The sequence below is a fragment of the Hymenobacter cheonanensis genome, from assembly GCF_030581075.1.
GTDB lineage: Bacteria > Bacteroidota > Bacteroidia > Cytophagales > Hymenobacteraceae > Hymenobacter.
The window spans coordinates 66712-90654 of sequence record NZ_JAUQSW010000009.1; the positions used below are offsets into that span (position 1 = coordinate 66712).

Genomic DNA, 23943 nt, shown 5'->3' on the forward strand with positions numbered 1-23943 from the left:
CTGGCCTGGGGCATCTCATCCGGTGTCAGGCTTTGGCTCAGGCACTACAACCGGCTTTTCAATCGATTTTTATTCTGCGCGAGGCAGTCGAAACCATTCAGCAGCAATTAGTTGAGGCGGGCATGCTTGTACAGACCGTACCCGCAGCAACAGCAGCTGGCTTACCCGAGGCAACTTGGCTTGCCGGCCAGCTTGCCTCTACTGACATTGTCATTCTGGACGGCTACCATTTTACCCCGGGCTACCAGCAACTACTGGCCGCCACCGGAGCGGCCCTGGTTTGCCTCGATGACCTCACTACGCCGCCGGCCTGGGCTACGGTAGTACTTAACCAAGCCGGCGGCGTTGGGCCGCCGGCCTATGCCCAGGTGCCGCTAGCCCGGCTTTGCCTGGGCCCGGCCTATGCCCTGCTGCGCCCCGAATTTTGGCAGCATACTGCTACCGCCCCCACTGCCGCCCCGCCCCGCTTGTTCCTGAATATGGGTGGGGCCGACCCTACCAACCAGACGGCCCTCTTACTGCCCCGGCTGCGGCAGCAGTTCCCGAGCTATCGTCTCGTTGTAGTAACCGGGGCGGCCTATCCCTATCAGCTCGCGTTGCAGGAGCTGGCGCATGGGTTGGGCGGCTCTATTAGTCTGCACCATAATTTATCGGCGGCCGAGCTGGCCGCGCAATTGCGGAACTGCCAGGTTTTTGTGTGCCCTCCCAGCGGCGTTGCGTATGAATGCTGCGCCACCGGCGGAGCAGTTCTGGTGCACCTTACTGCCGAAAACCAGCGCGCACTATTCAATTTTTTAGTGCAAAATGAACTGGCTCTCCCCCTGGCCACAGGGATTGTCTTGCCCGAAGACAGCTTAGCAGGGTTAGCTGCGCAGCAGCGATTGCGCCAACGGCAACTCTTTGATGGCCAGGCCGGCCAGCGGCTACAGGCTATCTTCGCTTGCCTGGCGGTGGAGCAGCAGTATGCTATTCGCCGGGCTACCCTCTCCGACGCCGCCCTTTATTTTACTTGGGCGAATGACCCAGCCGTGCGGCAGAATGCCATCCATCCCGAGCCTATTGCGTGGGAAGTACACCACGCCTGGTTTAGCCGGCGGCTGCACGACGCTGATTCTTACCTGTATCTGCTGCATACCCCGGCAGGCAACCCCATTGGCCAGGTGCGTATTGAGTTTGACAGCCCCGAGCGCCCCGGCACCATCGACTACTCGCTAGCCCCGGCTTACCGGGGCCAGGGCCTGGGGCAAGTATTGTTGCGGCGGGCGCTGCAGCAGCTGCGGCTTGACCGCCCGCTGCTGGCCGGCGGCGCCGTGCAGGGCCAGGTGAAAGCTACTAACCAGGCTTCCCTGCGCGTTTTCGAGCAGCTACGGTTTGTGCGCCAGGCGGCCGTTACTTTGCAGGAGGAAGTGTATGCCGTCTTTCGGCTCGACTTCCCACTTGCTTCTTAATTTATTGCTATGCAGGATATTTTGTTGGGAGGCCACCGCATTGGGGCTGGCCAGCCACCGTTCATTATTGCCGAAATGTCGGGTAACCACGGGCAGTCGCTCGAGCGCGCCCTGGCCATTGTAGATGCTGCTGCTGATGCCGGGTGCCAAGGGCTGAAAATTCAAACCAGCACGCCCGATATGCTCACGCTCGATAGCCGTGAGCCTGATTTTGTGGTGAAGGGGGCCAACCAGGATTGGGAGGGGCAATCGCTTTACGAGCTTTATACGACCAATTTTACCCCGTTTGAGTGGCACAGCGCCATTTTTGAGCGTGCGCAAGCACGTGGCATGGTGGGTTTTAGCTCTCCGTTTGGCATAGAAGCTATCGAGTTTTTGGAAAGCGTAGGCTGCCCCGCCTATAAAATTGCTTCTTTCGAAAATAACTGGCCGGAACTCATTCGCCGGGCCGCCCAAACGGGTAAGCCAATTATTATTTCCACGGGCATGGCTAGCCTGGCCGACCTGGAGCGCATGGTCAATATTGTGCGGGAAACCGGCAATGAGCAATTAATTTTACTTAAATGCACCAGCACTTACCCGGCAGAGCCCCACAACACCAATCTGCACACCATCCCGCACCTGCGCGAATTGTTTGATTGCCAGGTAGGCCTTTCTGACCACACGCTGGGTACAGGCGTGGGAGTAGCCGCTACCGTGCTGGGGGCTACCGTTATCGAAAAGCATTTAACCCTGCGCCGCGCCGACGGTGGGCCTGATGCCTCTTTCTCGCTGGAGCCAGCCGAAATGGCTTGCCTTGTGCAGGAATGCCGGCAGGCTCAACAGGCCCTGGGGCAGGTGTACTACGGCCCTACCCAGGCCGAACAGAAATCGCTGGCCTTCCGGCGCTCCATCTACGTGGTGCAGGATATTGCCGAGGGCGAACTGCTTAGCATTGATAATGTGCGGGTTATCCGGCCGGGTCATGGTCTGGCACCGTATTTACTGCCCCAGGTACTCGGCCGGCCGGCGCGTCAGGCATTGCGCCGGGGTACAGCCCTCACCTGGAATATGCTTTAATGTGCTGGATAGCCGTGCGCTTAACTAGTCAAACAATTGTATCCAATGCAAATTCACCGCTTTGAAAATGGCAGCTATATTATAGCTGAGCGACTACAGCTAGGCCATAATGTGCAGGTAGGCCCGCATACCACCATTCGGGCCACCGAATGTATTATTGGCGACGATGTGACAATCGGGGCGCATAATACATTTCTCGTGGGCCAGCGTCTTGAAATCGGCGCGCTTACCACGATGGGCAGTCATAATAGCCTGACGGCTCGCACGATAAGGCTTGGTGAATATGTGTTTTGGGATTCGCATGTTACCGTAGGGCACGGGGGGAAATTCAGCCCTGATGCGCATCTCACAGTTGGGTCTTACTCAATGATTTGTGCCCGTATTACGTTAAATACAAATCACCGCATCGACATCGGAGAGTATGTAGGCATTGGCGAAGACGTAGCAGTGTGGACGCACGGCTCTTTTCTGCCCATTCTAGATGGTTTTCCGGCCGATTTCGGCCCCGTTAGTATTGGGCATCATGTCTGGTTACCCGCCCGCACTACAGTACTACCCAACCGGCGCATTGGCAACAATATCGTAATTGGCACCAACTCACTCATTAACAAGGATTTGCCTGACGGTTGCCTAGCTGGCGGAATACCAGTGAAAATACTGCGTGAGAATGTTTATCCTAACGAGAATCCGGCACGTAATACGCAGCTAATTAAGCAAGTATTACATGATTATACCGAGCTAGCAGCCTATAAAGAGTTGAAAGTTAATTTGCACTATAATGAAGAGCAGCAACTAATAAGCTGCAATAAAGTGGTATTTGATTTGGCTGCCATGCAAGCCCACGGCGCTTTCACGAATACGGAAGAGGACTTTCGGGATTATTTGCGGCGCCGAGGCATTAAGTTTTACACTGGCAAACCTTTCTCCTCTATTTTGCCTGAGGAATACCGGCACCTTTTATATCCGCCCAATGAGCTGCTTTAGCATTGATAACCAACGCATACTGGTAGTAGTGGCGCACCCCGATGATGAGTTACTAGGCCTGGGAGCTAGTATTCATCGGCTTGTGAAGCGCCATGGGTGTGAAGCGCGGGCGGTAATCTTAGGCGAAGGCCTCACGTCACGCACGGCTACCCGTGATACCGCACACTGGGCCGCTGACCTAACCACTCATCGCAGTAATATTGCCCGGGCAGCAGCGGCTATTGGCTATGCTTCTACGGGTATTTATGATTTTGCGGACAATCGATTCGATTCAGTCGATTTATTGGATATTATTAAAATAGTGGAGCAGGAGAAGGAAGCTTTCCAACCCACACTTATTTTCACCCATCACGGCGGGGATACTAATATCGACCACCGCCGCACTTTCGAAGCAGTTATTACGGCCTGCCGGCCGCTGCCGGGCGAGCCTACCCGCACCATTCTGGCCTGCGAAACTCCTTCCTCAACCGAGTGGCAGGCAGCCTGCTATCCACAGCCTTTTTTACCTAATTTCTTTTTAACAGTTACGGAAGAAGATGTAGCCGCTAAAATCATGGGTATGGAAGCCTACGAATTTGAAAAGCGCATTTACCCCCACCCCCGCTCGCCCGAAGCCCTGCGCTTGCTTGCCCAACGGTGGGGTGTTGTTACGGGCCAGTCATTGGCTGAAGCATTTATGTTAGTTCGGCATATTGGCTAGGCCTGCTAAGTACCTTATCAGCAAATTTACTTTATTCAGAATAGCCTTTCGTGCAGAAATTGTTAGTGGCTATTTATACTATGTCTCGCTTTTATTATTTGCTCAGTCTTAGGTTGCGGGATATATTATCTGTACGCTTTACTGACCACTTTATTAATTTTCCTGTTTCAATACTAGCCAGCATTTCGCCCGCCAGCCCTTGGCGGCGGCTGGCGCGGGTAGCGGCCTACGCCGGGCTGCGGCTGGTGGGCCACCTGTTTCAGCCCCTGAAAAACCCCGATGGGCTGGCGGGCGCGGTGTGGCTATATGTGGTGAGCGCCAATAACTACGAGGCGCTGCGCTTTATCCGGGAGGCGCGGAGCGATGCGGTACTGGTGGCGGGCCAGGGCAAAAATATCGGGCGCTATGGCAAAGAGGTAAACCGGCTTTCGCTGCGGCGCAAAATCCTGTATTACTGGCAATACCCGGCGGCGCTATTGGGCCTGCGCCGGCTGGTGGGCCCGCGCGCCACGCGGTTTTTCGACCTCATTTTTTACGCCATTGGCTACTACGAGGTGTACCGGCGCGCCCTGCGCCACTACCGGCCGCGGGCCGTGGTATTTGCCAACGACCACAACGACGATGCCCGCGCCCTACTGCTGGCCTGCCGCGCCGAGGGCGTACCCACCGCCTACGTGCAGCACGCCAGCGTGAGCACCAATTTCCCGCCGCTAGGCTTCGATTTAAGCCTGCTCGAAGGCCAGGACGCGCTGGATAAATACCGCCAGTGCGGCCCCGTGCGCGGGCACGTCGAACTGGTAGGGATGCCTAAGGCCGACGCTTTTCTAAGCCAGCGCAACCTGACCCCGCGAGTGCGCCGCGTGGCCGTGGCCTGCAACCTGCTCGACGAGTTGCCCGCCGTGGCCGATACCTTGGCCTACCTGTTGCGCGAGCTACCCGAACTCATCTTCACGCTGCGCCCCCACCCTAGCGACCGGCGCGATTTTGCCGCTCTGCGCCAGGCATTGCCCGCCTTGCAGTGGAGCAACCCGCAGCAGGAGAACGTATTCGAGTTTTTACAAACGCACGATGCTCTGGTGGCCGCCGACACCAGCACCCACCTCGAAGCCACGCTGCTCAACGTGGCCAGCCTCTACTACCGCTTCACGCCCACGGCCAGCCTGGCCGATTACTATGGCTACGCCGCCCACGGCCTCAGCGAGTGGGCGCACTCGCCGGCCGAGTTGGCGGCGGCCCTGCGCCGGCTAGCCCAGCATAAGCCCGCCGACCTCTACCGCCGCGCGGCTTACTACAACGCCACCCTCGGTACCCCCAATGAGGGCCATAGCCGCGCCCTGGCCGTGCAGCGGCTGGGTGAGTGGCTCGACGGCCCGGCCAGCGGAGCGTAGTTTTGGGGCTGTTATGCCAGCCAACTCCCTTCCGCCCGCCGCCCCGGTTGCCCTTTCGGCCGCAACGCGGCTGGCGTATGTGCTGCGGCATTTCCGGCTGGCCTACCCGGGCAGCCCGCCCGTGAGTATTGGCTACGCGGGCGAGCAGCCGCAGGTAGAGATAGCGGAGGCCAGCGGTAATTTCTTCGCGGAGAATAATCCGTACCCGCCCGCGCCCAACTGGCGCGAGTGGCTAGGCCGGCAAGTCCCGTTTTTCTTCGATAATGCGCCGGGCCACCCGTTAATTTCCTACGCTGATAATAAGATTTTTATTTCGGCCGATATTATTTCGGCGGCGTTTTATTTACTGAGCGGCTGGCAGGAATATTTCTCGAATGAGCGCGACCAGCACGGCCGTTTTCCCTACGCGGCAAGCGTGCAAAAGCGCTATAATTTCGTGACATTACCGGTCGTTAACTATTATTTTGACGTATTGAAAACGGCCGTTGAATACGTCAGTAATACGCCGCTACGTTGCCGCCACTGGGGCAATAAGCAAGCTGATTTCGCGGCCTTTATTTCGCACGACGTTGACAATTTATACAGTGCCTGGAAAGCGCCGGCCAAGGCCGCGTTGCAGCAGCGCAAGTTTGGCCGATTTGGTAAATTAGTATGGCAGCACCTCACCCAGCCCGATGCCTGGGATAACCTAGAAACCGTGGCAGCAGCGGTGGCGCAATACGGCGGACGCTCCACGTTTTTCATTCTTCCTACTCATCAAAAGAGTCAGGACGGTATCCCTAATGCTGACTATCGCCTCACAAGGCAACTACAGCAGCGGCTAGCTCAATTAACAACGCAAGGTTACGAAATTGGGCTACACGGCAGTTTGGGAAGCAGCACCGGGGCAGGAGCTACAATTTTTGGACTAGACAATAAGCTTGGTGCTGAGGTTATCGGTTGTCGCTTCCACTACTTGAGTTGGGAGCCGCGTATTACGCCACTTATACTAGACGTGACTCCAGCAAAATCGCAAGAGAAATACAGATACGACAGTACGCTGGGCTATGCCGAACACTATGGTTTTCGCCATAGCTATTGTCTACCATTTTATCTCTTCGATTTTGAATTTCGCTTAGAATTTGACTTTTTCGAAATCCCTCTCAATGTGATGGACGCCACGCTACACCACCCTAATTATTTACAGCTGCCCCCCGCCGAAATTATTCCCGCGCTAGCCCCCGTTTTTGCCGAAATAAAACGATTTGGCGGCGTGGCTACTGTACTGTGGCACAACGAGAATTTTGACCCAAATAATACGCAAAACGGCCCGCAGCAATTTCACGAGATAATGCGCCACTTACAGCAGCAGGGCGCAATATTTCGCACCGGCCACGAAATCTGGGAAGAATTTACGGCCGAGCCCAACTCATAATTCATACTTAATAACTCATAATTAATTTGGGTATCGTTCAGCGGCAGGGGCTGCGCAACACGGTTATTTCTTACATCGGGCTGGGTATTGGCTTTGTCAATACTACGCTGGTGCTGCCGCGGCTGCTGGCGCCGGCGCAGTTGGGGCTCACGTCCATTCTGGTGTCGCTGGCCACGATGGGCGCGCTAGTGTCGGCGCTGGGATTTACCAATACGACGCTGCGGTATTTTCCGTATTTCCGCAACCGCGAAACCGGGCACTCGGGTTTTCTGGTATTGTTGCTGGGGCTGCCGCTAGCCTTGTTTGTGCTGGTGGCGGGGGCGCTGTGGCTGGGCCGGCCACTAGTGCTGCGCTGGTACGCCCACGACGCCGCCCTACTAGGCCCGCACTACGCCGTGATGCTGGGCCTGGCGCTGTGCATTTTGCTCTACAACCTGCTGGAGGCGTATACCAAGTCGCTGTTTCACACCTCGTTCTCATCGTTTCTGACTGATATTTTGCAGCGCCTACTCATTGTGGGGGCGGCGGTGCTGTTTGGGGCGGGCTACCTCTCGTTCGAGGGGTTTGTGCTGGCGTATCTAGGGAGCTACGCGGCCATTGCGGCGCTGCTGCTAGGGTACCTGGCGGCCATTGGCGAGCTGCATTTGCGGCCCACGCGGGCGGTGCTGCGGGTGCGGCCGGTGGGCGAGCTGGTGCGCTTCGGCAGCTTCGCGCTGCTGGGCAATATTTCGGGCACGCTGCTGCTCACCATCGACTCGCTGATGCTGGGCTCGCACAGCTTTGCCGATGCCGGTATTTACACCATTGCCCTCAATATCAGCACGGCGCTGGCGGTGCCGTTTCGGGCCTTGTACAAGACGGCCTACCCGCTCATTGCCGAGTATTGGAAGGAAGGCGCGACCGATAAGCTGCTCGATTTTTACCGCCGCTCCACGCGCCTTACCACCGCGCTGGGCAGCTACCTGGCGCTGGGCATCGGCCTGAATTTACCGTTCATCTACTCGCTTATTCACCGGCCCGAGTACGCGGCGGGCACCACGGCGGTGCTGCTGCTGCTGGCCGGCCGCCTCACCGACGGCATCACGGGCGTGAACGGCATTATTGTGGTGACCTCGCCGCGCTACCGCTACGACTTGCTCTTCAACGTGGGGCTGGCCGTGGGCATTATCGGGCTCAATCTGCTGCTGATTCCGTGGCTGGGGCTCACCGGGGCGGCCTTATCCAATGCGCTGGCGCTGGCCGGCATCAACCTGCTGCGCACCTGGTTTGTGTGGCGTAGCTTCGGCTGGCAACCCTTCGACCGGCGCATTCTGTACATTCTGGGGCTAGCCGGCGGGGCGGCGCTGGTGGCCTGGGCGCTGCCCGCCCCAGTCAATGTGTGGCTGGCGCTGCTGCTGCGCGGCGGCGTGCTCACCATCCTCTACGGGGCGGGGCTGCTGGCCACGGGGTGGGTACCCGAGGTATCGGCCCTGGCACAAAAACTAACGGGCGGGCGCCGAACATTTTCCTAGCTTTTTGCTTACTGCTGCATAAAATAAATGCCCTGGCCAGGCCCTACCGGCGGGCTTTGCGTGCGTATTTCGTCTTAAGTAAGCTACCCGCGGAACGAAACGCGGGCCCCCGCTATTTGCGGGGCACCGCCCAGGGCCTGTGGCGGCAGCTTACCCCCTAGCACTTTCCCGGTTTGCCCGGGCTGTCTCTTCTTTCATGTCTGAAATTTCCGTTTCGACCGTGCCACCCTCAACCGGCCTGGCCGAAGTACTTCTGGTGGTGTCGCTCACGGGCATAATGCTGATGCGCCCGCGCTACGCGGCGGGCACCGGCGAGCTGTGCGATTTCGACAGCATCCGCCTCAACCCGGCGGCCCAGCGCATGCTGCGGCTGCCCGAATACCCGGCCGAGTCATTTCTGACGCTTTACCCAACGGCGGCGGAGGCGGGTGTATTTGCGTTTTACCGCGACGCCTTTCTGTCGGGCCAGCTCGCGCAGCGCCAAAATCTGTATCAGCACGACGGCCTCGATGGCTACTACGCCCTGGTGGCCCAGCGCTGCGAGGAGTTGCTGGCCGTGAGCTTTACCGACAACAACGACCACTCGCGCACGGCCGCCGAGGAGGCGCTGCGCGCCAGCCAGGCCCGCGAGCTGGCCGCCCGCCAGGAGGCCGAGCGCGAGCGGGCCACGCTGCAGCTTACTCTGGAGCAGGCGCCCATCGCCATCGCCATTCTGGATGGCCCCACGCACGTCGTCACGTTTGCCAACGAGGAAATGGCGCTGCTGTGGGGCCGGCCCCTGGCCCAGATTATCGGGCGGCCCCATTTTGAGGCCCTGCCCGACCTGGGCGGCCAGGGTTTCGAAGCCATTTTTGCCGAGGTCTACCAAACCGGGCAGCCGTATTACCTGCGCGAGCAGTATGTCGATATTGCCCGCGCAGGCTCGGGGCAGCTGGCACCCGGCTATTTCCACATTGTCTACCAGCCCCTGCGCAACGCACGGGGTATTATTACGGGCATTATTGCCTCGGCCACCGAGGTAACCGAGCAGGTGCTGGCCCGCCAGCAGGCCGAGCAGCTCGCCCACACCCTGGAAGTGCAGGTGCTGGCCCGCACCCAAGAGGCTACCCAGCAAAGCCACTACCTCGAGCGCCTGCTGATGGAGGCGCCCGCTGCTATTTGCACCCTAGCGGGCCCCGACCTGGTATTTGAGTTGGTGAACCCTGGCTACCAGGCGCTGTTTCCGGGCCGCCAGCTAGCAGGCCAGGCTGTGCTGGCGGCCCTGCCCGAACTAGCGGGCGGCCCCGTGGAGGATATGCTGCGCGGCGTGTACGAAACGGGCGTGACCTTCCACGGCGACGAGGTGCTTATGCAATTCGCCCGCCCCAATGATGGGCAGCTCGAAGACCGGTACTTTAATTTTATTTACCAGGCCCGCTACGACACGGCCGGTAGCATCGATGGGCTAGTGGTGTTTGCTTTTGAGGTGACGGAGCAGGTGCGCACCCGCCGCCAAACCACCACCATGCAGGCGGCCATGCTGGCCGTGGCCCAGCGCCGCGCCCAGGAGCGCCAGGACCTGTACCAGATTTTTGAGCAAACGCCCGCCGCTATTGTGCTGCTGCGCGAGCCCAACCACCGCATCGACTACTACAACCCGGCCTTCGAGGAGCTGTTTCCGCCCGAAGAGTGGCTAGGGCCCATCCAGGGCCACACCCTGGGCGAGGTGTACCCGCGCGTGAAGCTGGCGGGCCTGGTCGCGCTGCTCGACCGTGTGTACGACACCGGCGAAAGCCAGGTGGTGCTAGAGATGCCCCTGGCCGAGCTGCAGCCCGGCAGCCCGCGCTACGTCACGTTTGCGTACCAGGCTTACCGCGAGGCCGAGGTGATTGTGGGAGTGGCGGCCTTCGTGTACGACGTAACCGAGCAGGTGCTGGCCCGGCACGCCCGCGAAGCCCAGCAGCAGCAGTTGGAAGAACTGCTGGCGCAGGCGCCCGTGGCTATTTGCGTATTTCGGGGCCCCGACTACGTGCTGGAACTCGTGAACCCGCTGATGGGCGACATGCTGGAGCACGCCCCTGGCCAGATTACGGGCCGGCCGTTTTTTGAGGCGGTGCCCGAGCTGGACGGCCAGGGCCTGCGCGCGGTGCTCGATGAGGTGCGCCGCACCGGGGTGCCCTACGTGGCCCAGTCGCAGCCCTACCGGCTGGCCCGGCACCGCCCCGGCGAAGTTGGCTACTTCGATTTTGTGTATCAGCCCCTGCACCGCGCCACGAGCGAGCTGGCCGTGGTGTGCGTGGCCACCGAGGTCACGGCCCAGGTTACGGCCCGCCAGCAGGTGCACGCCCTCAACGAGGAGCTGGCCGCCATCAACGCGGCCATGCGGGCCACCAACGAGGAGCTGCACCAGGCCAACCTGCGCCTCACGCGCACCAACGCCGACCTCGATACCTTCGTGTACTCGGCCTCGCACGACCTGAAGTCGCCCATTACCAACATTGAAGGCCTGCTGCTGGCCCTGCGCCAGCAGCTGCCCCCGGCCGCCCAGCAGCCCGAGCTGGTGCCGCGCCTGCTGGAGCTGATGGACGGGGCCGTGCGCCGCTTTCAGCAAACGCTGGGGCACCTTACCGACGTGACACGCCTGCAGCAGGCCATGCTCGACCAGCCCACCGAGGCCGTGGACCTGCTAGCCCTGGCCGAAGACGTGCGCCTCGATATGCAGCCCGAGCTTACGGCCGCCGACGCCACCCTGACCCTGGATTTGGCGGCGTGCCCCACGGTTTATTTTGCGGCCAAAAACCTGCGCAGCATTCTCTACAACCTGCTCAGCAACGCCGTGAAGTACCGCGCCCCCGACCGCCCGGCCGTAGTGGAGCTGCGCTGCCGCCCGGCCGCCCCCGGCCAGGTAGTGCTGGAGGTGCAAGACAACGGCCTGGGCCTGAGCGAGCAGCAGCAGGGCGAATTATTTCGCTTATTTCGCCGTTTGCACCACCACGTGCCGGGCTCGGGCGTAGGCCTGTACATGGTTAAAAAAATGGTAGAGAACGCCGGCGGTACCCTTACGGTGCAGAGCCAGCCGGGCGTGGGCTCCACCTTCACCGTCGTGCTGCCTGCCCCGGGCCCGACGCCCTCCTAATTGCTTATTATTCTTTTGTTTATGGAAAAGCTTTCCAGTGTAATGCTGGTGGACGATGACTCTACCAATAATTTTTTGAACGAGCTGCTGCTCAAAAGCCTGAACGTGACCGAGCGCATTCTGGTGGCCGAAAGCGGCGCCCAGGCGCTCGATATTATCGAGCACACAGCCGGCCCCGACGAGCCGGCCCTGATACTGCTCGACGTGAACATGCCCGGCCTCAACGGCATTCAGTTTCTGGAGGCCTACCGCCAGCTGCCCCAAACCCAGCGCAATGCCACGGTCGTCATCATGCTTACTACCACCATGGACGCCCGCGACCTGGGCCGCCTCGATGAGCTTAACATCGCCGGCCTTGTGAGCAAGCCCCTGACCCAGGAAAAGATAGACGGCATTTTGCAGCTGCACTTCCAGCGCAGCCTGCCCCAGCACGGCTAGCAGCTAGGGCCAGCATCAAATAAAAAAAGGGGGATTAAAAAGCTGACTGCTACGCCAGCTTTTTAATCCCCTTTTTTACTTTTCCCTTCGCTACTCCGCCGCCGCTGCCTGGCGCAGCTTGCTGTGCTGCTTGCCGTAGCCGAAGTAGATGGCTAGCCCTATCGCCAGCCACACGCCCAGGCGCAGCCAGGTTTGCCAGGGCAGGCTCAGCATCATGATGAGGCAGGTAAGAATGCCCAGGATGGGCACCAGCGGCACCCACGGCGTGCGGAAGCTGCGCGGCGCGTCGGGGTTGGTGCGGCGCATGATGATGACGCCCAGGCACACCATCACGAAGGCCAGCAGCGTGCCGATGCTCACCATCTCGCCCACCACATCGAGGGGCACGAAGCCCGCAAACAAGGCAATGAACACCCCTAGCAACAGGTTAGACTGCGCGGGCGTGCGAAACTTGGGGTGGATTTTGGAGAAGGCCGGCGGCAGCAGGCCATCTTTCGACATGGAGAAAAATACCCGCGACTGCCCCAGCAAATCGACCAGAATCACGGAGGTGAAGCCCACCAGGATGGCCAGGCTAACGGCCCCGCTCAGCCAGGCGTAGGGCGTTTTTTCGATGGCAACGGCTACCGGCGCGGCGCTGCCCCTAAACTCGGTGTAGTTGGCCACGCCCGTGAGCACGTAGCCGAATAGCACGAATAAGATGGTGCAGACAATGAGGGAGCCCAGAATACCGATGGGCATGTTGCGCTGCGGGTTTTTGGTTTCCTGCGCCATGGTGGCCACGATGTCGAAGCCGATGAAGACGAAGAAAATAACGCCGGCCCCGCGCAGGATACCGCTCCAGCCAAACTCGCCGAAAGTGCCGGTATTTTCCGGGATAAAGGGGTGGTAATTGGCCGGGTCGATGTACTGCCAGCCCAGGGCAATGAACACCAGCACCACGGCTACCTTCAGGGCTACTACCAGCGCGTTAAACCAGGCCGAGCCCGACGTGCCCCGGATGACCACGGCCGTGATGGCGAGCACGATGAGCATGGCCGGCACATTGCCGTAGCCATGCACCACCGCGCCATTGTGCAGCGTGGCCGTTTCGAAGGGCGACAGCACGAAGCGGGCGGGCAGGTGCAGGCCATATTTTTCGAGGAAGCTGCGCAGGTAGCCCGCCCAGCTGATGGCCACCGTGGCCGCGCCCACCGAGTATTCGAGCACGAGGTCCCAGCCGATTATCCAGGCAAACAGCTCGCCCATGGTGGCGTAGGAGTACGTGTAAGCCGAGCCGGCCACCGGTACCATGGCCGCAAACTCGGCGTAGCACAGCGCCGAAAAGGCGCAGCCCACTGCCGCTACTACGAAGGAAATGGTGATGGCCGGCCCGGCGTGGTTGGCCGCCGCAATGCCCGTGAGCGTGAACAGCCCGGCCCCGATAATAACCCCAATGCCCAGGGCGATGAGGCTCACGCCGTTGAGGCTGCGCTTGAGCGTGCCCGTGCCCGATTCGGCAGCTTCCTGCCGCAGGAGTTCCAGTGATTTTTTCAGCATAAATACGATGCGGCGCAGCCTCGCGGCCTGCGCCAAAACGACTGCCCCAGCCGCTGCGCACCCGCGCCCGGCCAGTTGTAGTCAACCCTCTAAAAATTTGAGATACAACTTGTTGTCACACCGCTAAGCGGCGAACCTTCCCTATCCACAACAGCTAGCCCCGCCGGAGCCAGCCCGCGCCGCAGCGCCGGGAAATGAGGGGTAGAAACAGGAAGCAAAAGCAGAAAGCGCCACGGGCTTTTATATGGCCGCCATAGTTTGGCGGCCGGTCGGTTGGCACCGTTCCAGCGGGTGGCTGGGGGTTGCCGGCGCGTCGCAGAGCCTATCTCTCAGCGCCTCTTTATAAAAACAAGCTAGGCTAGCGGCCGGCTCGACTAGGGCAAAGGTACGGCCGGATGTGGGTTTGGTGAGTGCCACTACCAGCAGGCCGATATATTTGCCGTCACGCCGTGGAATACTCGACCGGCTGGCATCTGGATTAAGAATCTTCCCTTTTCGCTACTCTTTCTTGCTATGGCCGCTCCCGCTTACTTCCCGCTTGTCACCTCCCTTTTGCGCCTGGCCCTGGCGGCGCCGGCGGCCGAGCCGCCCACCGAGGCCATTTTGCAGGAAGGCCTGACGCTGTACCAGTCGGAGCGCGCAGCCTGGGTAGCTACCGACCTGATGCTGGCCACTACCCTCGACCGCAGCCAGCTTGGGGGCTACCTCACTTATTTTCGGGGCGACTCGGTATGCACCATCTTTTGGAATAAAGAATCGGCGGGGCAGGCCGGCACGCCCCTGGTAGCCAGCTACCTTTTTCCGCGCCAGGATGTGCGCGTGGGCACCAGCCGCTTTCAGCCGCTGGGGGTTTTCAGCCCCGCCGAGGCGCGGCTCTATGGCATTCGGCAGGCGGCGCTGGCCAGCATCAACGCGCACCGCCAGGAGTTTCCGGTACCGGCCAATACCTCCCTGAACCTGGACCTGCTCGATGACCCTAGCGGCACACGGGTGTACGTGCTCACTGGCCCGCAGCAGGGCAGCCTGGTGCCCATCGGCAACGACCACCTGCTCACGTTTGACCCCGCCGGCAAGCTCACGGCAGTTGAGCGCCTGCACAACAGCTACTTGCCTCTGAGCTGGGATGCCGGCCAGGCGCCGGGCGCCATCCGGGGCATGATGCACTCGCACCTGGCGGCCCACCCCTACATCACCGCTACCGACATTTGCAACGTGCTGCTGTACCGCCCGGCGGGCTGCACGCAGCACTTGGTCGTTGGACAGGACTACGTATCCATTTTCGACCTCGAAAAGCAGCAGCTAGCCATCCTCACCCGCAAGGCCTACGAGCGCATGGCCAAATCAGTGGGGCAGCCCGCCGCGCTCCCAGGCCGCTAGCTCGGCTTGCAGGTTGCGGCGGGCGGGCGCATCGAGCTCGGCGCGCAAAGCGGGCGTATGGTAGAGCACCGGCGCGTCGAGCAGCCTGGCCAGCACCTTGCGCCGGCCGGGGCGGTAGAGCAGGTCGGGCACCAGCTGATACTCGCGGCGCACCTGGCGGGCATAGTCCCAGTACGCGGCCTCGGGCGCGCCCAGGATGCTGAGGTCGGCATCCAGAAACAGCAGCAGGTCGGCATCGCCGGGCGGCTGGGGCTGGGTATGGTCCTGGCTGCGCCGGATAAAGTCGGCCACGCGGGCCTGGCGGGCGGGCTCCAGGGTGGTTTGCTGCAGAAAAGCCAGCGCCCACTCGGCGCTTTTGGCCTCGTTGTCCGAACCCAGGGCATTATACACAACGTCGTGGTACCAGATGGCCAGCTCCACCACGGCCGCATCCTGCAAGGGAAAATCGGCCACCTTATCCAGCAGATTATGAAGGTGCTGCAAGGTGTGGTAATGCCGTTGCGGCGCCGAATAAGCATCCATCACGCGCACGCGCTCGGCCTCACGGCGGGTGTAGTCGGGCTGAAATGGCTCCGTGAGCTGATGCCAGTGACGGCCAAGGTCGAACGAATTGAACGTACTCATGACGAGGAAGGGAGCTAGCGAAGGGCGTAAATGCGTTCGATAATCTCGACCACCTTCAGGCCTTCGAGGGCGTTGGTGGTAGCGGTGCTGCGGTTTTGCACGGTATTCACCACGTTGTCAATCACCTGCACATGGTTGGCGGCCGAGCCCTGGTAGGGGCCGTAGTCGTTGGCGGGGTTGGTGGGCGGCAGCCGGGGCAGCTCATAGTCTTGCAGGTGGCAGTACTCGACCTTGTCGAGGTACTGCCCCCCTAGCTTGAGCGCGCCGCGGGCGGCCACCACCGTAAGGGAGCTTTCGAGGTTGCGGTCCCACACGGCGGTGCTGTAGCTGAGCGTGCCGCTGCCCCCGCGCACAAGGTCGAAGGAAACGAGGCCACTATCCTCAAACTCGGTGATGCCCTGGTGGTTAAAATCGCGAAAGCGCGCCGTGATGTTGGTGATATCGCCAAATACCCAGTACAGCAAATCCACGAAGTGGCTGAACTGCGTGAAGAGCGTGCCGCCATCCAGGGCTTGGGTGCCGCGCCAGCCGCCGGGCTGGTAATAGCGCGCATCGCGGTTCCAGAAGCAGTTGAGCTGCACCAGAAACACCTCCCCTAGCCGGCCTTCGCCAACCACCTGCTTGAGCCAGGCGGCGGGCGGCGAGTAGCGGTTTTGCATCACGCCGAAGGCCAGCCGGCCGGTTTGCCGGGCCGTGTGCACAATAAGCTCGGCGGCGGCGGTGTGCAGGGCAATGGGCTTTTCGATGACCACGTGCAGGCCGGCGCGCAGGCCCGCCACGGCCTGCGGCGCGTGCAGGCCATTGGGCGTGGCTACGGTGAGCACGTCGGCAGCGGGGCCGCTTAGCAAGTATTCTTCTAAAGAGCGGAAAAACGGCACGCCCGAAAATTCAGCCGCGAGGCCGGCCCGCAATTCTTCGCGCACGTCGATGAGCGCCACCAGGCTGGCGCCGGCGTGGCGCGCCACCAGCGCCGCGTGGCGCCGGCCAATGTGGCCCACGCCGCAAATAGCGAAGCGAACAGGTGCGGCAGAAACCTCAGCAGAGATAGTCAAAGTCAGCTACCTATAATAAACTTAAAGTGCCCTGAACAGGAGAAATAGTAGCCACAGCCACAACGGCAGCAGCCCCAAAAGTAGGTCCGACTTCGGCATAGGCGCGTGGTTTCGGCGCAGCACGCGCTCCAGCGCCACCAGGCTAAAAAACCCGGCGTGCAGCAATAGGAACAACAGCGGGATTACGATAAGGAAAGCCCCCTCACCCTCGTAGCCGTGCGGTGAATTCTTGTGCACATCGGCCGTAAAGCTTCTTAGCTGCCACCAGTAGCCAACGGTAACCAGCAACGACACTCCGGCAATGATGGCGTGATGCCGGATGTAGGGTGGGCGAGCGGTTTGCATGCCGCTTTATTCACCTCACCCCATGAAGTAACCCAGCTGCGTCACAATGTGCGCCTGCTGCTCCGCCGCTAGCCCCGGGTGCACGGGCAGCGACAGCACCTGCCCGCACAGCCGCTCGGCCACCGGAAACTGCCCTGGCTGGTAGCCCAGGTACGCATATGCCGGCTGCTGGTGCACCGGCAGCGGGTAGTACACGGCGCTCGGAATACCCTGGGTTTTCAGGTGCGCCTGCAGGGCATCGCGCCGGCCCTTGCCTTCTACTTTGATGGTGTACTGATGAAACACGTGGCTGCTGCGCGCATCGCGCACCGGAATTTGCAGGCCCGGCAGGCTAGCCAGCGCGGCATCGTAGCGGGCGGCCACGGCCTGGCGGCGGCGCTGGGCGGCGGGCAGGTGGCGCAGCTTCACGCGCAGCAGGGCGGCTTGCAGGGTATCGAGGCGCGAGTTGAGGCCGATGCGCTGGTGCAGGTATTTCTGGCTCTGGCCGTGGTTGGCCAGCTGGCGCAGCAGGTCGGCGCTAGCCGCGTCGCGGGTGAATAGCGCGCCGCCATCGCCCAGGCAGCCCAGGTTTTTGCTTGGGAAGAACGACGTAGTACCTACCTCGCCCACCGTGCCAGCGTAGGCCGCGGCGCCGCTGGCGAAGGCAAAAGTGGCCCCTAGCGCCTGCGCATTATCCTCAATCAAGGCCACCCCGGCCGTCCGGCAAATAGCCGTCAGCTCTTCTAAATCAGCACATTGCCCAAATAAATGCACGGCCACTACGGCCCCGGTGCGCGGCGTGAGGGCGGCGCGCACGGCCGCCGGGTCTACGTTGAAGGTATCGGGCAACACGTCGACCAACACCGGCCTAAGGCCTAGCAGCGCGGCGGCCTCCAGGGTGGCCACGTAGGTGAAGGCCGGCACAATCACCTCGGCGCCGGGCGGCAGCCCCAGGCTCAGCAGGGCCAGCGTAAGGGCGTCGGTGCCATTGGCGCAGGGCACCACGTGCGCGCCACCCAGGTGCGCGCCCAGTTCGGCGGCAAACGCGCCCACGGCTGGCCCCTGGATGAAGGCCGCCTCCCGCATAGTGTCACGCCAGGCGGCATCCAGCTCGGCCTGGTAGGCGGCGTGCTCGGCCGCGAGGTCGAGCATAGAAATGGGTGATAAATCGGGCAAGGCAACGGGCAAAAAACGGCGAACACCAAAGATACTGGCCGCTTCGGCGCAGCTATGCCACTTCCTGCAGCAGCCACAGCAGCTTCAGCGCATCGAGGGCGCGCAGGCTGGGGCGGGCGCCCAGCAGGTGGCGCCGCAACGCCGGCTCCAGGGCGGCCAGGGTGGCGCGGGCCGGGCCGGCTAGGCCGGCGGCGCGCAGCCGGGCGGCCGTGCGGGCCAGCCGCGTGTCGGCCCCTAGCCCATCGGCGCGCAGCACCTGGGCCAGATTGCGCACCGCCTGGCGGCTTTTTTCCAGAAAATCAGGGGCGGGCTCCAAGCCATCGTGCAGCACGGGGTTGTCGAGGTGGCATACCGCCACGCCGGCCCGCGCCAGCTCCAGCCCAAAACGGGTGTCTTCGTGGCCGTAGCCGCTCAGGCGCTCATCAAGCGGAAAGCGACCCAGCAACTCCTTCCGCAGCAACGCATTATTGATGGTGAGTTGGCTAGTAGGCGCCAGCTGGCGCAGAGCAGCCGGGCGCATTTCGCGGGCGCGGCCGTAGTGCCAGCGCAGGTACAGCGCGGGGCTAGCGGGCGGCGTGGCTTCGTAGGTAGTGCCACCGCTAAAAAGGGCGGCCGGCTGCGCGCGCACGGCCTGTGCATAGCGCGTCAGAAACTGGTCGTCAGGCAGCAGGCTGTCGTTGTCAAGCAGCAGCAGCCACTCGTAGCGGGCGCGGGCGGCTAGCTGGTTGCGAATGGCGGCGCGGCCCACATTGGCCGGCAGCTCTTCGTACTGTACGCCCGGCAGGCCGGCCAACAACCGATTTTGGGCTCGGTATTCTTCCGCCGACTTATCATCCAAGAGCCTGATTTCGACCGGGCCCGGCCAGTCGGCCACTTGCGCCAGCAATGCCTGCACCAGCGCCGCTGCCGCGCGGTTGAAAACGGGAATCAGAATGGAGAGGCCGGCTGGCATATGCACCATGCCGGGGCTAGCGGCGGCCCGAGTCCAGCAGCTGCCCGCCCTGGCAGGTCAGCACCCGGTGCGGGTGTTTTTCGAGCAGCTGAAAATTGTGCGTAGCCATGAGAATGGCCGTGCCCGCGTGGTTAATTTCGGCAAACAGCTCCATGATACCCTCGGCCACCTCGGGGTCGAGGTTGCCGGTGGGCTCGTCGGCCAGCAGCAAGGCGGGCTCGTTGAGCAGGGCGCGGGCAATAACTACGCGCTGCTGCTCGCCGCCCGAGAGGCGGTACGGCATGCGCCCTCCCACGCCGCTCAGGCCCACCTGGGTTAGTACTTCCTGCACGCGCTGCTGCTTGCGGGCCTTGCCGCGCCAGCCGGTGGCGTTGAGCACAAAAAGCAGGTTTTCGGCCACCGAGCGGTCGCTTAGCAGCTGAAAATCCTGAAACACGATGCCCAGCCGCCGGCGTAGGTACGGCACCTTGCGGGCCGGCAGGCTAGGCAGGTCGTAGCCCGCCACCGCGCCGCGCCCCACCAGCAGCGGCAGGTCGGCATACAGGGTTTTGAGCAGCGACGACTTGCCGGCGCCGGTGCGCCCCACCAGGTAGGCAAACTCGCTCTTTTCCAGCTCAAAAGATACGTTTTCCAGCACCGCCCGCTCTTCCTGGGTTATGGTGGCACCGTGCAGCTCAACAATTGGCTCGGTCATGGCAATCAGAGTTCAAGCTTGCGCAGCTTCCCAAATTCCAGCTCCGAAATAACGGCGGCCAGTGGCACTTCCTGGCCTTCCAGGCCGTAGCGGTGCAGGTCTTTGAGCGGCCGGTCGGCCCGGAAATAGGCAATCAGCACGAAATTCTCGTCGCGCAGTTGGATGTAATCCGGAATCTTGGCCTTGCCTTTTACTTTGATAATGTACACCTTACGAGTTAGTTACGAGTTAAAACGTCTGTCATTGCGAGGCGGAACGACGAAGCAATCTTTCCGTAGCGTCTGTGGCATTGCCCTAGCCAGCAGGAAAGATTGCTTCGTCGTTCCTCCTCGCAATGACAGACGTTTTTTAACCAATAACCTGGTGTTTGCTACGCGTTTACCTTACGGTGGTCGGCCAGGAACGTGGCCAGGCCCTTGTCCGTGAGCGGGTGGTTGAGCAGGCCGGTAATCACGTTGAGCGGGCAGGTTACTACGTCGGCCCCTAGCTCGGCGCACTGAATGAGGTGCGGCACGTGGCGCACGCTGGCCGCCAGCACCTCGGTGGCGTAGCCGTAGTTGGCAAAAATCTCGATAATCTGGGCAATCAGCCCCAGGCCGTCGGCCCCGATATCGTCCAAGCGGCCTACGAAGGGCGACACATAGGTGGCACCGGCCTTGGCAGCCAGCAGGGCCTGCCCGGCCGAGAAGATGAGCGTGCAGTTGGTACGAATACCCTTGTCGCTGAAATACTTAATGGCTTTTACGCCCTCCTTAATCATGGGTACTTTCACCACGATGTTGGGGTGCAGGTCGGCCAGGGCCTCGCCCTCGCGGATAATGCCCTCAAAATCGGTAGCGATTACTTCGGCCGACACGTCGCCGTCCACAATTTCGCAGATGGCGCGGTAGTGGGCCAGCACGGCATCGGTACCCCGAATGCCTTCTTTGGCCATCAGCGAGGGGTTGGTGGTTACGCCATCGAGCACGCCGAGGTCTACGGCTTCCTGAATTTCGGCCAGGTTGGCCGTATCAATGAAAAATTTCATTCTTAAGCTGTTGGCTGGCAGCGGGTCGCCGCTAGCCCAAAAAATAAAAACCCGACCGTAGCCACTAGCGCAACGCTGGGGGCCAGCAGTCAAAAAAGAACCGGCCCAAAGCTACGCGCTGGCTACCTAAACTTGGCAGACGAACGCGGCTCGGGGCCGGCTGAAAAAGACAAAAAAAAGCGAGCCAAAATCGCACCGCTCAACCACCTACCCTTGCTGCCTTCCGGCCCTGGGGGAGTTCAGTAGGAGCTGGTCGTTCTGACTCGCCGGTGCAAAGGTAATCACGGATTACGCGGATTTTAGCGGATTTCACGGATTTTGTAGGCGATTCGTAGCAATTGAAAATTTACACGCAGATTATCAGCGCTAAAAACTCGATTGTTTCTGTTGGGACGGGTCAGCGGAAGTACTTTTGCGGGGCCAACTCTTCACCCCTCTGGCACCCGCGCGCCAGCGGCCCTAGCGGCAACGAAGCCGGCCAGCAGCGCCGACTACAAAATCCGTGAAATCCGCTAAAATCCGCGTAATCCGTGATTTATGGAGCAAATACTCATTCTTGATTTTGGCTCGCAGTACACCCAGCTCATTGCCCGACGCATTCGCGAGCTGCACGTTTTCTGCGAAATTCACCCCTACACCCACGCCCCCCAGCTGGCCGAGCGCATCAGCGCCGGCGACCTGCGGGGCGTTATTCTTTCGGGCTCGCCCTGCTCGGTGCGCGATGCCGACTCGCCCAACCCCGACCTGAGCGGGATACTGGGCCGGGTGCCGGTGCTGGGCATTTGCTACGGTGCGCAGCTGCTGGCCCAGCAGGGCGGCGGCGAAGTGCTGCCGGCTACCATCCGCGAATATGGCCGGGCCCGGCTAAGCAAGCTCGACGCTGCCTCCCCCCTACTCGCTGGCCTGCACCTCGATACGCAGGTGTGGATGTCGCACGGCGATACCATTAAGACGCTGCCGGCCGACTACACTATCATCGCCAGTACGCCCGAAGTGGCAGTGGCGGCCTACCAGCTGCCGGACCAGGACACCTACGGCATTCAGTTTCACCCCGAGGTAACGCACTCGACGGAGGGCCGCCAGCTGCTCGAAAACTTCGTGGTGGGCATCTGCGGCTGCGACCAGAGCTGGACGCCCGAGCACTTCGTGGACTCGATGGTGGAGGCGCTGCAAACCACCGTGGGCCCCGCCGACCAGGTGATACTAGGCCTCTCGGGCGGCGTGGACAGCAGCGTGGCCGCGCTGTTGCTGCACCGGGCCATTGGCCCGCGCCTGCACGGCATCTTTGTCGACAACGGCCTGCTGCGGCAGGATGAGTTTGCCTCGGTGCTGAAGGCCTACGAGGGCCTGGGCCTGAACGTGACCGGCGTGCGCGCCGCGCCCGAGTTTTACGCCGCGCTCGAAGGCCTCTCCGACCCCGAGCAGAAGCGCAAAGCCATCGGCCGCACCTTTATTGAGGTGTTTGACCGCGAGGCGCAGAAAGTAGAAGGCGCCCGCTGGCTGGCCCAGGGCACTATTTACCCCGATGTGATTGAGTCGGTATCGGTGCACGGCGGGCCGGCCGTCACCATCAAAAGCCACCACAACGTGGGCGGCCTGCCCGAGAAAATGAACCTCAAAATAGTAGAGCCGCTACGGATGCTCTTCAAGGATGAGGTGCGCGAGGTGGGCGCCACGCTAGGCCTGCCCGGCGAGATTCTCAACCGCCACCCCTTCCCCGGCCCCGGCCTGGGCATCCGCATCCTGGGCGACATCACGCCCGAGAAAGTGGACCTGCTCCAGCGCGCCGACGGCGTATTCATCAACCTGCTGAAAGAGCGCGGCCTCTACGAGCAGGTGTGGCAGGCCGGCGCCATGCTGCTGCCCGTGCAAAGCGTGGGCGTAATGGGCGACGAGCGCACCTACGAGCGCGTGGTGGCCCTGCGGGCCGTAACGAGTGTGGACGGCATGACCGCCGACTGGGCGCACCTGCCCTACGACTTCCTGGCCGACGTGAGCAACCGCATCATTAACCAGGTGCGGGGCATTAACCGCGTGGTGTACGATATTTCGAGCAAGCCGCCGGCTACCATTGAGTGGGAGTAGGGTCACTGATTAATTAAGAATTAAAGCAGGCTTTATAAATGTTACGCCCCCCGCTCTAGCCTGCTTCAGGCACTTTAATCGTCTGTCATGCTGAGCTTGCGAAGCATCTTATCACGGCTGCGCCAAGTCGTTCGAGCCTGATAAGATGCTTCACAAGCTCAGCATGACAGACGATTTTTATAATGTTCTTATTCTAAACTATGCGCTGGCACTGCCTGCAACACTTGCCTGATGAGGGCCCCGGCCACGCCGCTACCTGGCTGGCCGCGCACGGCCACACGCTCAGCTACACGCGGCTATTTGAGCTAAATCCGGTTTTTCCGACCCTAGCTGAGTTCGACGGCCTACTGATTTTGGGTGGGGCGATGAGCGTGCATGACGAAGCAGAATTTCCCTGGCTAGCCCCCGAAAAAGCGTTTTTGCGGGAGGTGCTGCGAGCGGGCAAAATCACGCTGGCCATCTGCCTGGGCGCGCAGCTGGTGGCGCAGGTGCTGGGCGGCGAGGTGCGGCCGAACCCCGAGCCCGAAATTGGCTTCTGGACGGTGCGCTTTTCGGCCAAAGCCCTGGCGCACCCGCTGCTGCGCGGCTGGCCCGACAAGGCCACGGTGCTGCACTGGCACGTCGATACGTTTACGGTGCCGCCGGGCGCAGTGCGCGTGGGCATGTCGGCGGGCTGCGCGGCGCAGGGCTACGTGTGGGGCGATGGCATTATCGGCCTCCAGTTTCACCCCGAAATGACGGAGAAAATGGTTGGGAAATTAATTAATTTCGAAAACCACGAAACGGCCGAAGAACAAGAATTTGTGCAAACGGCGCCGCAGATTCGCAGCAAATTAAAATCAGTGTGGAAAGGCCGAAAATTAATTGAGCAACTGCTGGAAAATATGGTATTGCTGCACGAAAGCGAAACGGCTTTTACTTAGCTGAATAAGTACGTCATGCTGACGAAGGAAGCATCTCGCACGTGTCACCAAAGTTGCTAGCCCAATGATGCGAGCGAGATGCTTCCTTCGTCAGCATGACGTACTTTTGTTGA

21 protein-coding genes, 1 other RNA gene and 1 riboswitch are annotated in these 23943 nt (G+C 61.2%); of the genes, 12 read left to right on the forward strand and 10 right to left on the reverse strand.

Annotated elements, in window-relative coordinates:
- Positions 1-122: 122 nt before the first annotated feature.
- The 9 genes from Q5H89_RS16600 to Q5H89_RS16640 all read left to right on the forward strand — a co-directional run bounded on the left by Q5H89_RS16600 (position 123) and on the right by Q5H89_RS16640 (position 12057).
- Positions 123-1448, forward strand: coding sequence for a bifunctional UDP-2,4-diacetamido-2,4,6-trideoxy-beta-L-altropyranose hydrolase/GNAT family N-acetyltransferase (locus Q5H89_RS16600; RefSeq protein ID WP_305020461.1), 1326 nt, complete (start codon positions 123-125; stop codon positions 1446-1448).
- A 9-nt stretch (positions 1449-1457) separates the two neighbouring features.
- The gene (pseI, locus tag Q5H89_RS16605) at positions 1458-2507 is read left to right on the forward strand and encodes a pseudaminic acid synthase (RefSeq protein ID WP_305020462.1); all 1050 of its coding nucleotides are present in this window, start codon (positions 1458-1460) and stop codon (positions 2505-2507) included.
- Between the two features lie 45 nt (positions 2508-2552).
- Positions 2553-3491 carry an acyltransferase gene (locus tag Q5H89_RS16610; protein WP_305020463.1) on the forward strand — a complete coding sequence of 313 codons (939 nt, stop codon included), beginning with the start codon at positions 2553-2555 and terminating at the stop codon, positions 3489-3491.
- Entirely contained in the window at positions 3478-4191 is a 714-nt protein-coding gene (locus Q5H89_RS16615) for a PIG-L deacetylase family protein (protein WP_305020464.1), read from the forward strand. Before Q5H89_RS16610 ends, Q5H89_RS16615 begins: the two co-directional genes overlap by 14 nt.
- A gap of 80 nt (positions 4192-4271) precedes the next feature.
- A complete protein-coding gene (locus Q5H89_RS16620) occupies positions 4272-5579 on the forward strand; it encodes a hypothetical protein (RefSeq protein ID WP_305020465.1) in 1308 nt (435 codons plus the stop codon).
- A 13-nt stretch (positions 5580-5592) separates the two neighbouring features.
- Positions 5593-6993 (forward strand): DUF7033 domain-containing protein, encoded by a 1401-nt coding sequence (locus Q5H89_RS16625; RefSeq protein WP_305020466.1) that lies wholly within the window; start codon positions 5593-5595, stop codon positions 6991-6993.
- Positions 6994-7019: 26 nt separating this feature from the next.
- Positions 7020-8504 (forward strand): lipopolysaccharide biosynthesis protein, encoded by a 1485-nt coding sequence (locus Q5H89_RS16630; RefSeq protein ID WP_305020467.1) that lies wholly within the window; start codon positions 7020-7022, stop codon positions 8502-8504.
- 196 nt (positions 8505-8700) lie between these two features.
- Positions 8701-11619 (forward strand): PAS domain-containing sensor histidine kinase, encoded by a 2919-nt coding sequence (locus Q5H89_RS16635; RefSeq protein WP_305020468.1) that lies wholly within the window; start codon positions 8701-8703, stop codon positions 11617-11619.
- Positions 11620-11640: 21 nt separating this feature from the next.
- The gene (locus Q5H89_RS16640) at positions 11641-12057 is read left to right on the forward strand and encodes a response regulator (RefSeq protein ID WP_305020469.1); all 417 of its coding nucleotides are present in this window, start codon (positions 11641-11643) and stop codon (positions 12055-12057) included.
- Between the two features lie 90 nt (positions 12058-12147).
- Here the strand turns inward: Q5H89_RS16640 and Q5H89_RS16645 are convergent, their stop codons facing one another.
- Positions 12148-13596 (reverse strand): amino acid permease, encoded by a 1449-nt coding sequence (locus Q5H89_RS16645; protein ID WP_305020470.1) that lies wholly within the window; start codon positions 13594-13596, stop codon positions 12148-12150.
- Between the two features lie 237 nt (positions 13597-13833).
- Positions 13834-13945, reverse strand: a riboswitch (SAM riboswitch).
- Positions 13946-14109: 164 nt separating this feature from the next.
- Between Q5H89_RS16645 and Q5H89_RS16650 the strand changes: the two genes are divergently transcribed.
- Positions 14110-14973, forward strand: a complete 864-nt coding sequence (locus Q5H89_RS16650) for a hypothetical protein (RefSeq protein ID WP_305020471.1) — start codon at positions 14110-14112, stop codon at positions 14971-14973.
- On the opposite strand, the gene Q5H89_RS16655 is transcribed toward Q5H89_RS16650, so the two are convergent.
- The 9 genes from Q5H89_RS16655 to ffs all read right to left on the reverse strand — a co-directional run bounded on the left by Q5H89_RS16655 (position 14938) and on the right by ffs (position 21092).
- Entirely contained in the window at positions 14938-15597 is a 660-nt protein-coding gene (locus Q5H89_RS16655; protein WP_305020472.1) for an HD domain-containing protein, read from the reverse strand. The two genes, Q5H89_RS16650 and Q5H89_RS16655, sit on opposite strands and share 36 nt — an antisense overlap.
- Positions 15598-15611: 14 nt before the next feature.
- Positions 15612-16649 (reverse strand): Gfo/Idh/MocA family protein, encoded by a 1038-nt coding sequence (locus tag Q5H89_RS16660; RefSeq protein WP_305020473.1) that lies wholly within the window; start codon positions 16647-16649, stop codon positions 15612-15614.
- A 21-nt stretch (positions 16650-16670) separates the two neighbouring features.
- Positions 16671-16994 carry a hypothetical protein gene (locus tag Q5H89_RS16665; RefSeq protein WP_305020474.1) on the reverse strand — a complete coding sequence of 108 codons (324 nt, stop codon included), beginning with the start codon at positions 16992-16994 and terminating at the stop codon, positions 16671-16673.
- Between the two features lie 15 nt (positions 16995-17009).
- Complete coding sequence (locus Q5H89_RS16670; protein WP_305020475.1) at positions 17010-18125, reverse strand: DegT/DnrJ/EryC1/StrS family aminotransferase; 1116 nt, start codon at positions 18123-18125, stop codon at positions 17010-17012.
- Between the two features lie 76 nt (positions 18126-18201).
- Entirely contained in the window at positions 18202-19110 is a 909-nt protein-coding gene (locus Q5H89_RS16675) for a glycosyltransferase (RefSeq protein WP_305020476.1), read from the reverse strand.
- Positions 19111-19117: 7 nt separating this feature from the next.
- Entirely contained in the window at positions 19118-19795 is a 678-nt protein-coding gene (locus tag Q5H89_RS16680) for a cell division ATP-binding protein FtsE (RefSeq protein WP_305020477.1), read from the reverse strand.
- Between the two features lie 5 nt (positions 19796-19800).
- Positions 19801-20004 carry a fructose-6-phosphate aldolase gene (locus Q5H89_RS16685; RefSeq protein WP_223650176.1) on the reverse strand — a complete coding sequence of 68 codons (204 nt, stop codon included), beginning with the start codon at positions 20002-20004 and terminating at the stop codon, positions 19801-19803.
- A gap of 161 nt (positions 20005-20165) precedes the next feature.
- Positions 20166-20822 carry a fructose-6-phosphate aldolase gene (gene fsa / locus Q5H89_RS16690; protein ID WP_305020478.1) on the reverse strand — a complete coding sequence of 219 codons (657 nt, stop codon included), beginning with the start codon at positions 20820-20822 and terminating at the stop codon, positions 20166-20168.
- A gap of 173 nt (positions 20823-20995) precedes the next feature.
- Positions 20996-21092: signal recognition particle sRNA small type (gene ffs / locus Q5H89_RS16695), an RNA gene on the reverse strand.
- A gap of 267 nt (positions 21093-21359) precedes the next feature.
- Between ffs and guaA the strand changes: the two genes are divergently transcribed.
- Positions 21360-22907 (forward strand): glutamine-hydrolyzing GMP synthase, encoded by a 1548-nt coding sequence (gene guaA / locus Q5H89_RS16700; protein WP_305020479.1) that lies wholly within the window; start codon positions 21360-21362, stop codon positions 22905-22907.
- A gap of 200 nt (positions 22908-23107) precedes the next feature.
- Positions 23108-23830 (forward strand): type 1 glutamine amidotransferase, encoded by a 723-nt coding sequence (locus Q5H89_RS16705; protein WP_305020480.1) that lies wholly within the window; start codon positions 23108-23110, stop codon positions 23828-23830.
- Positions 23831-23943 lie beyond the last annotated feature (113 nt).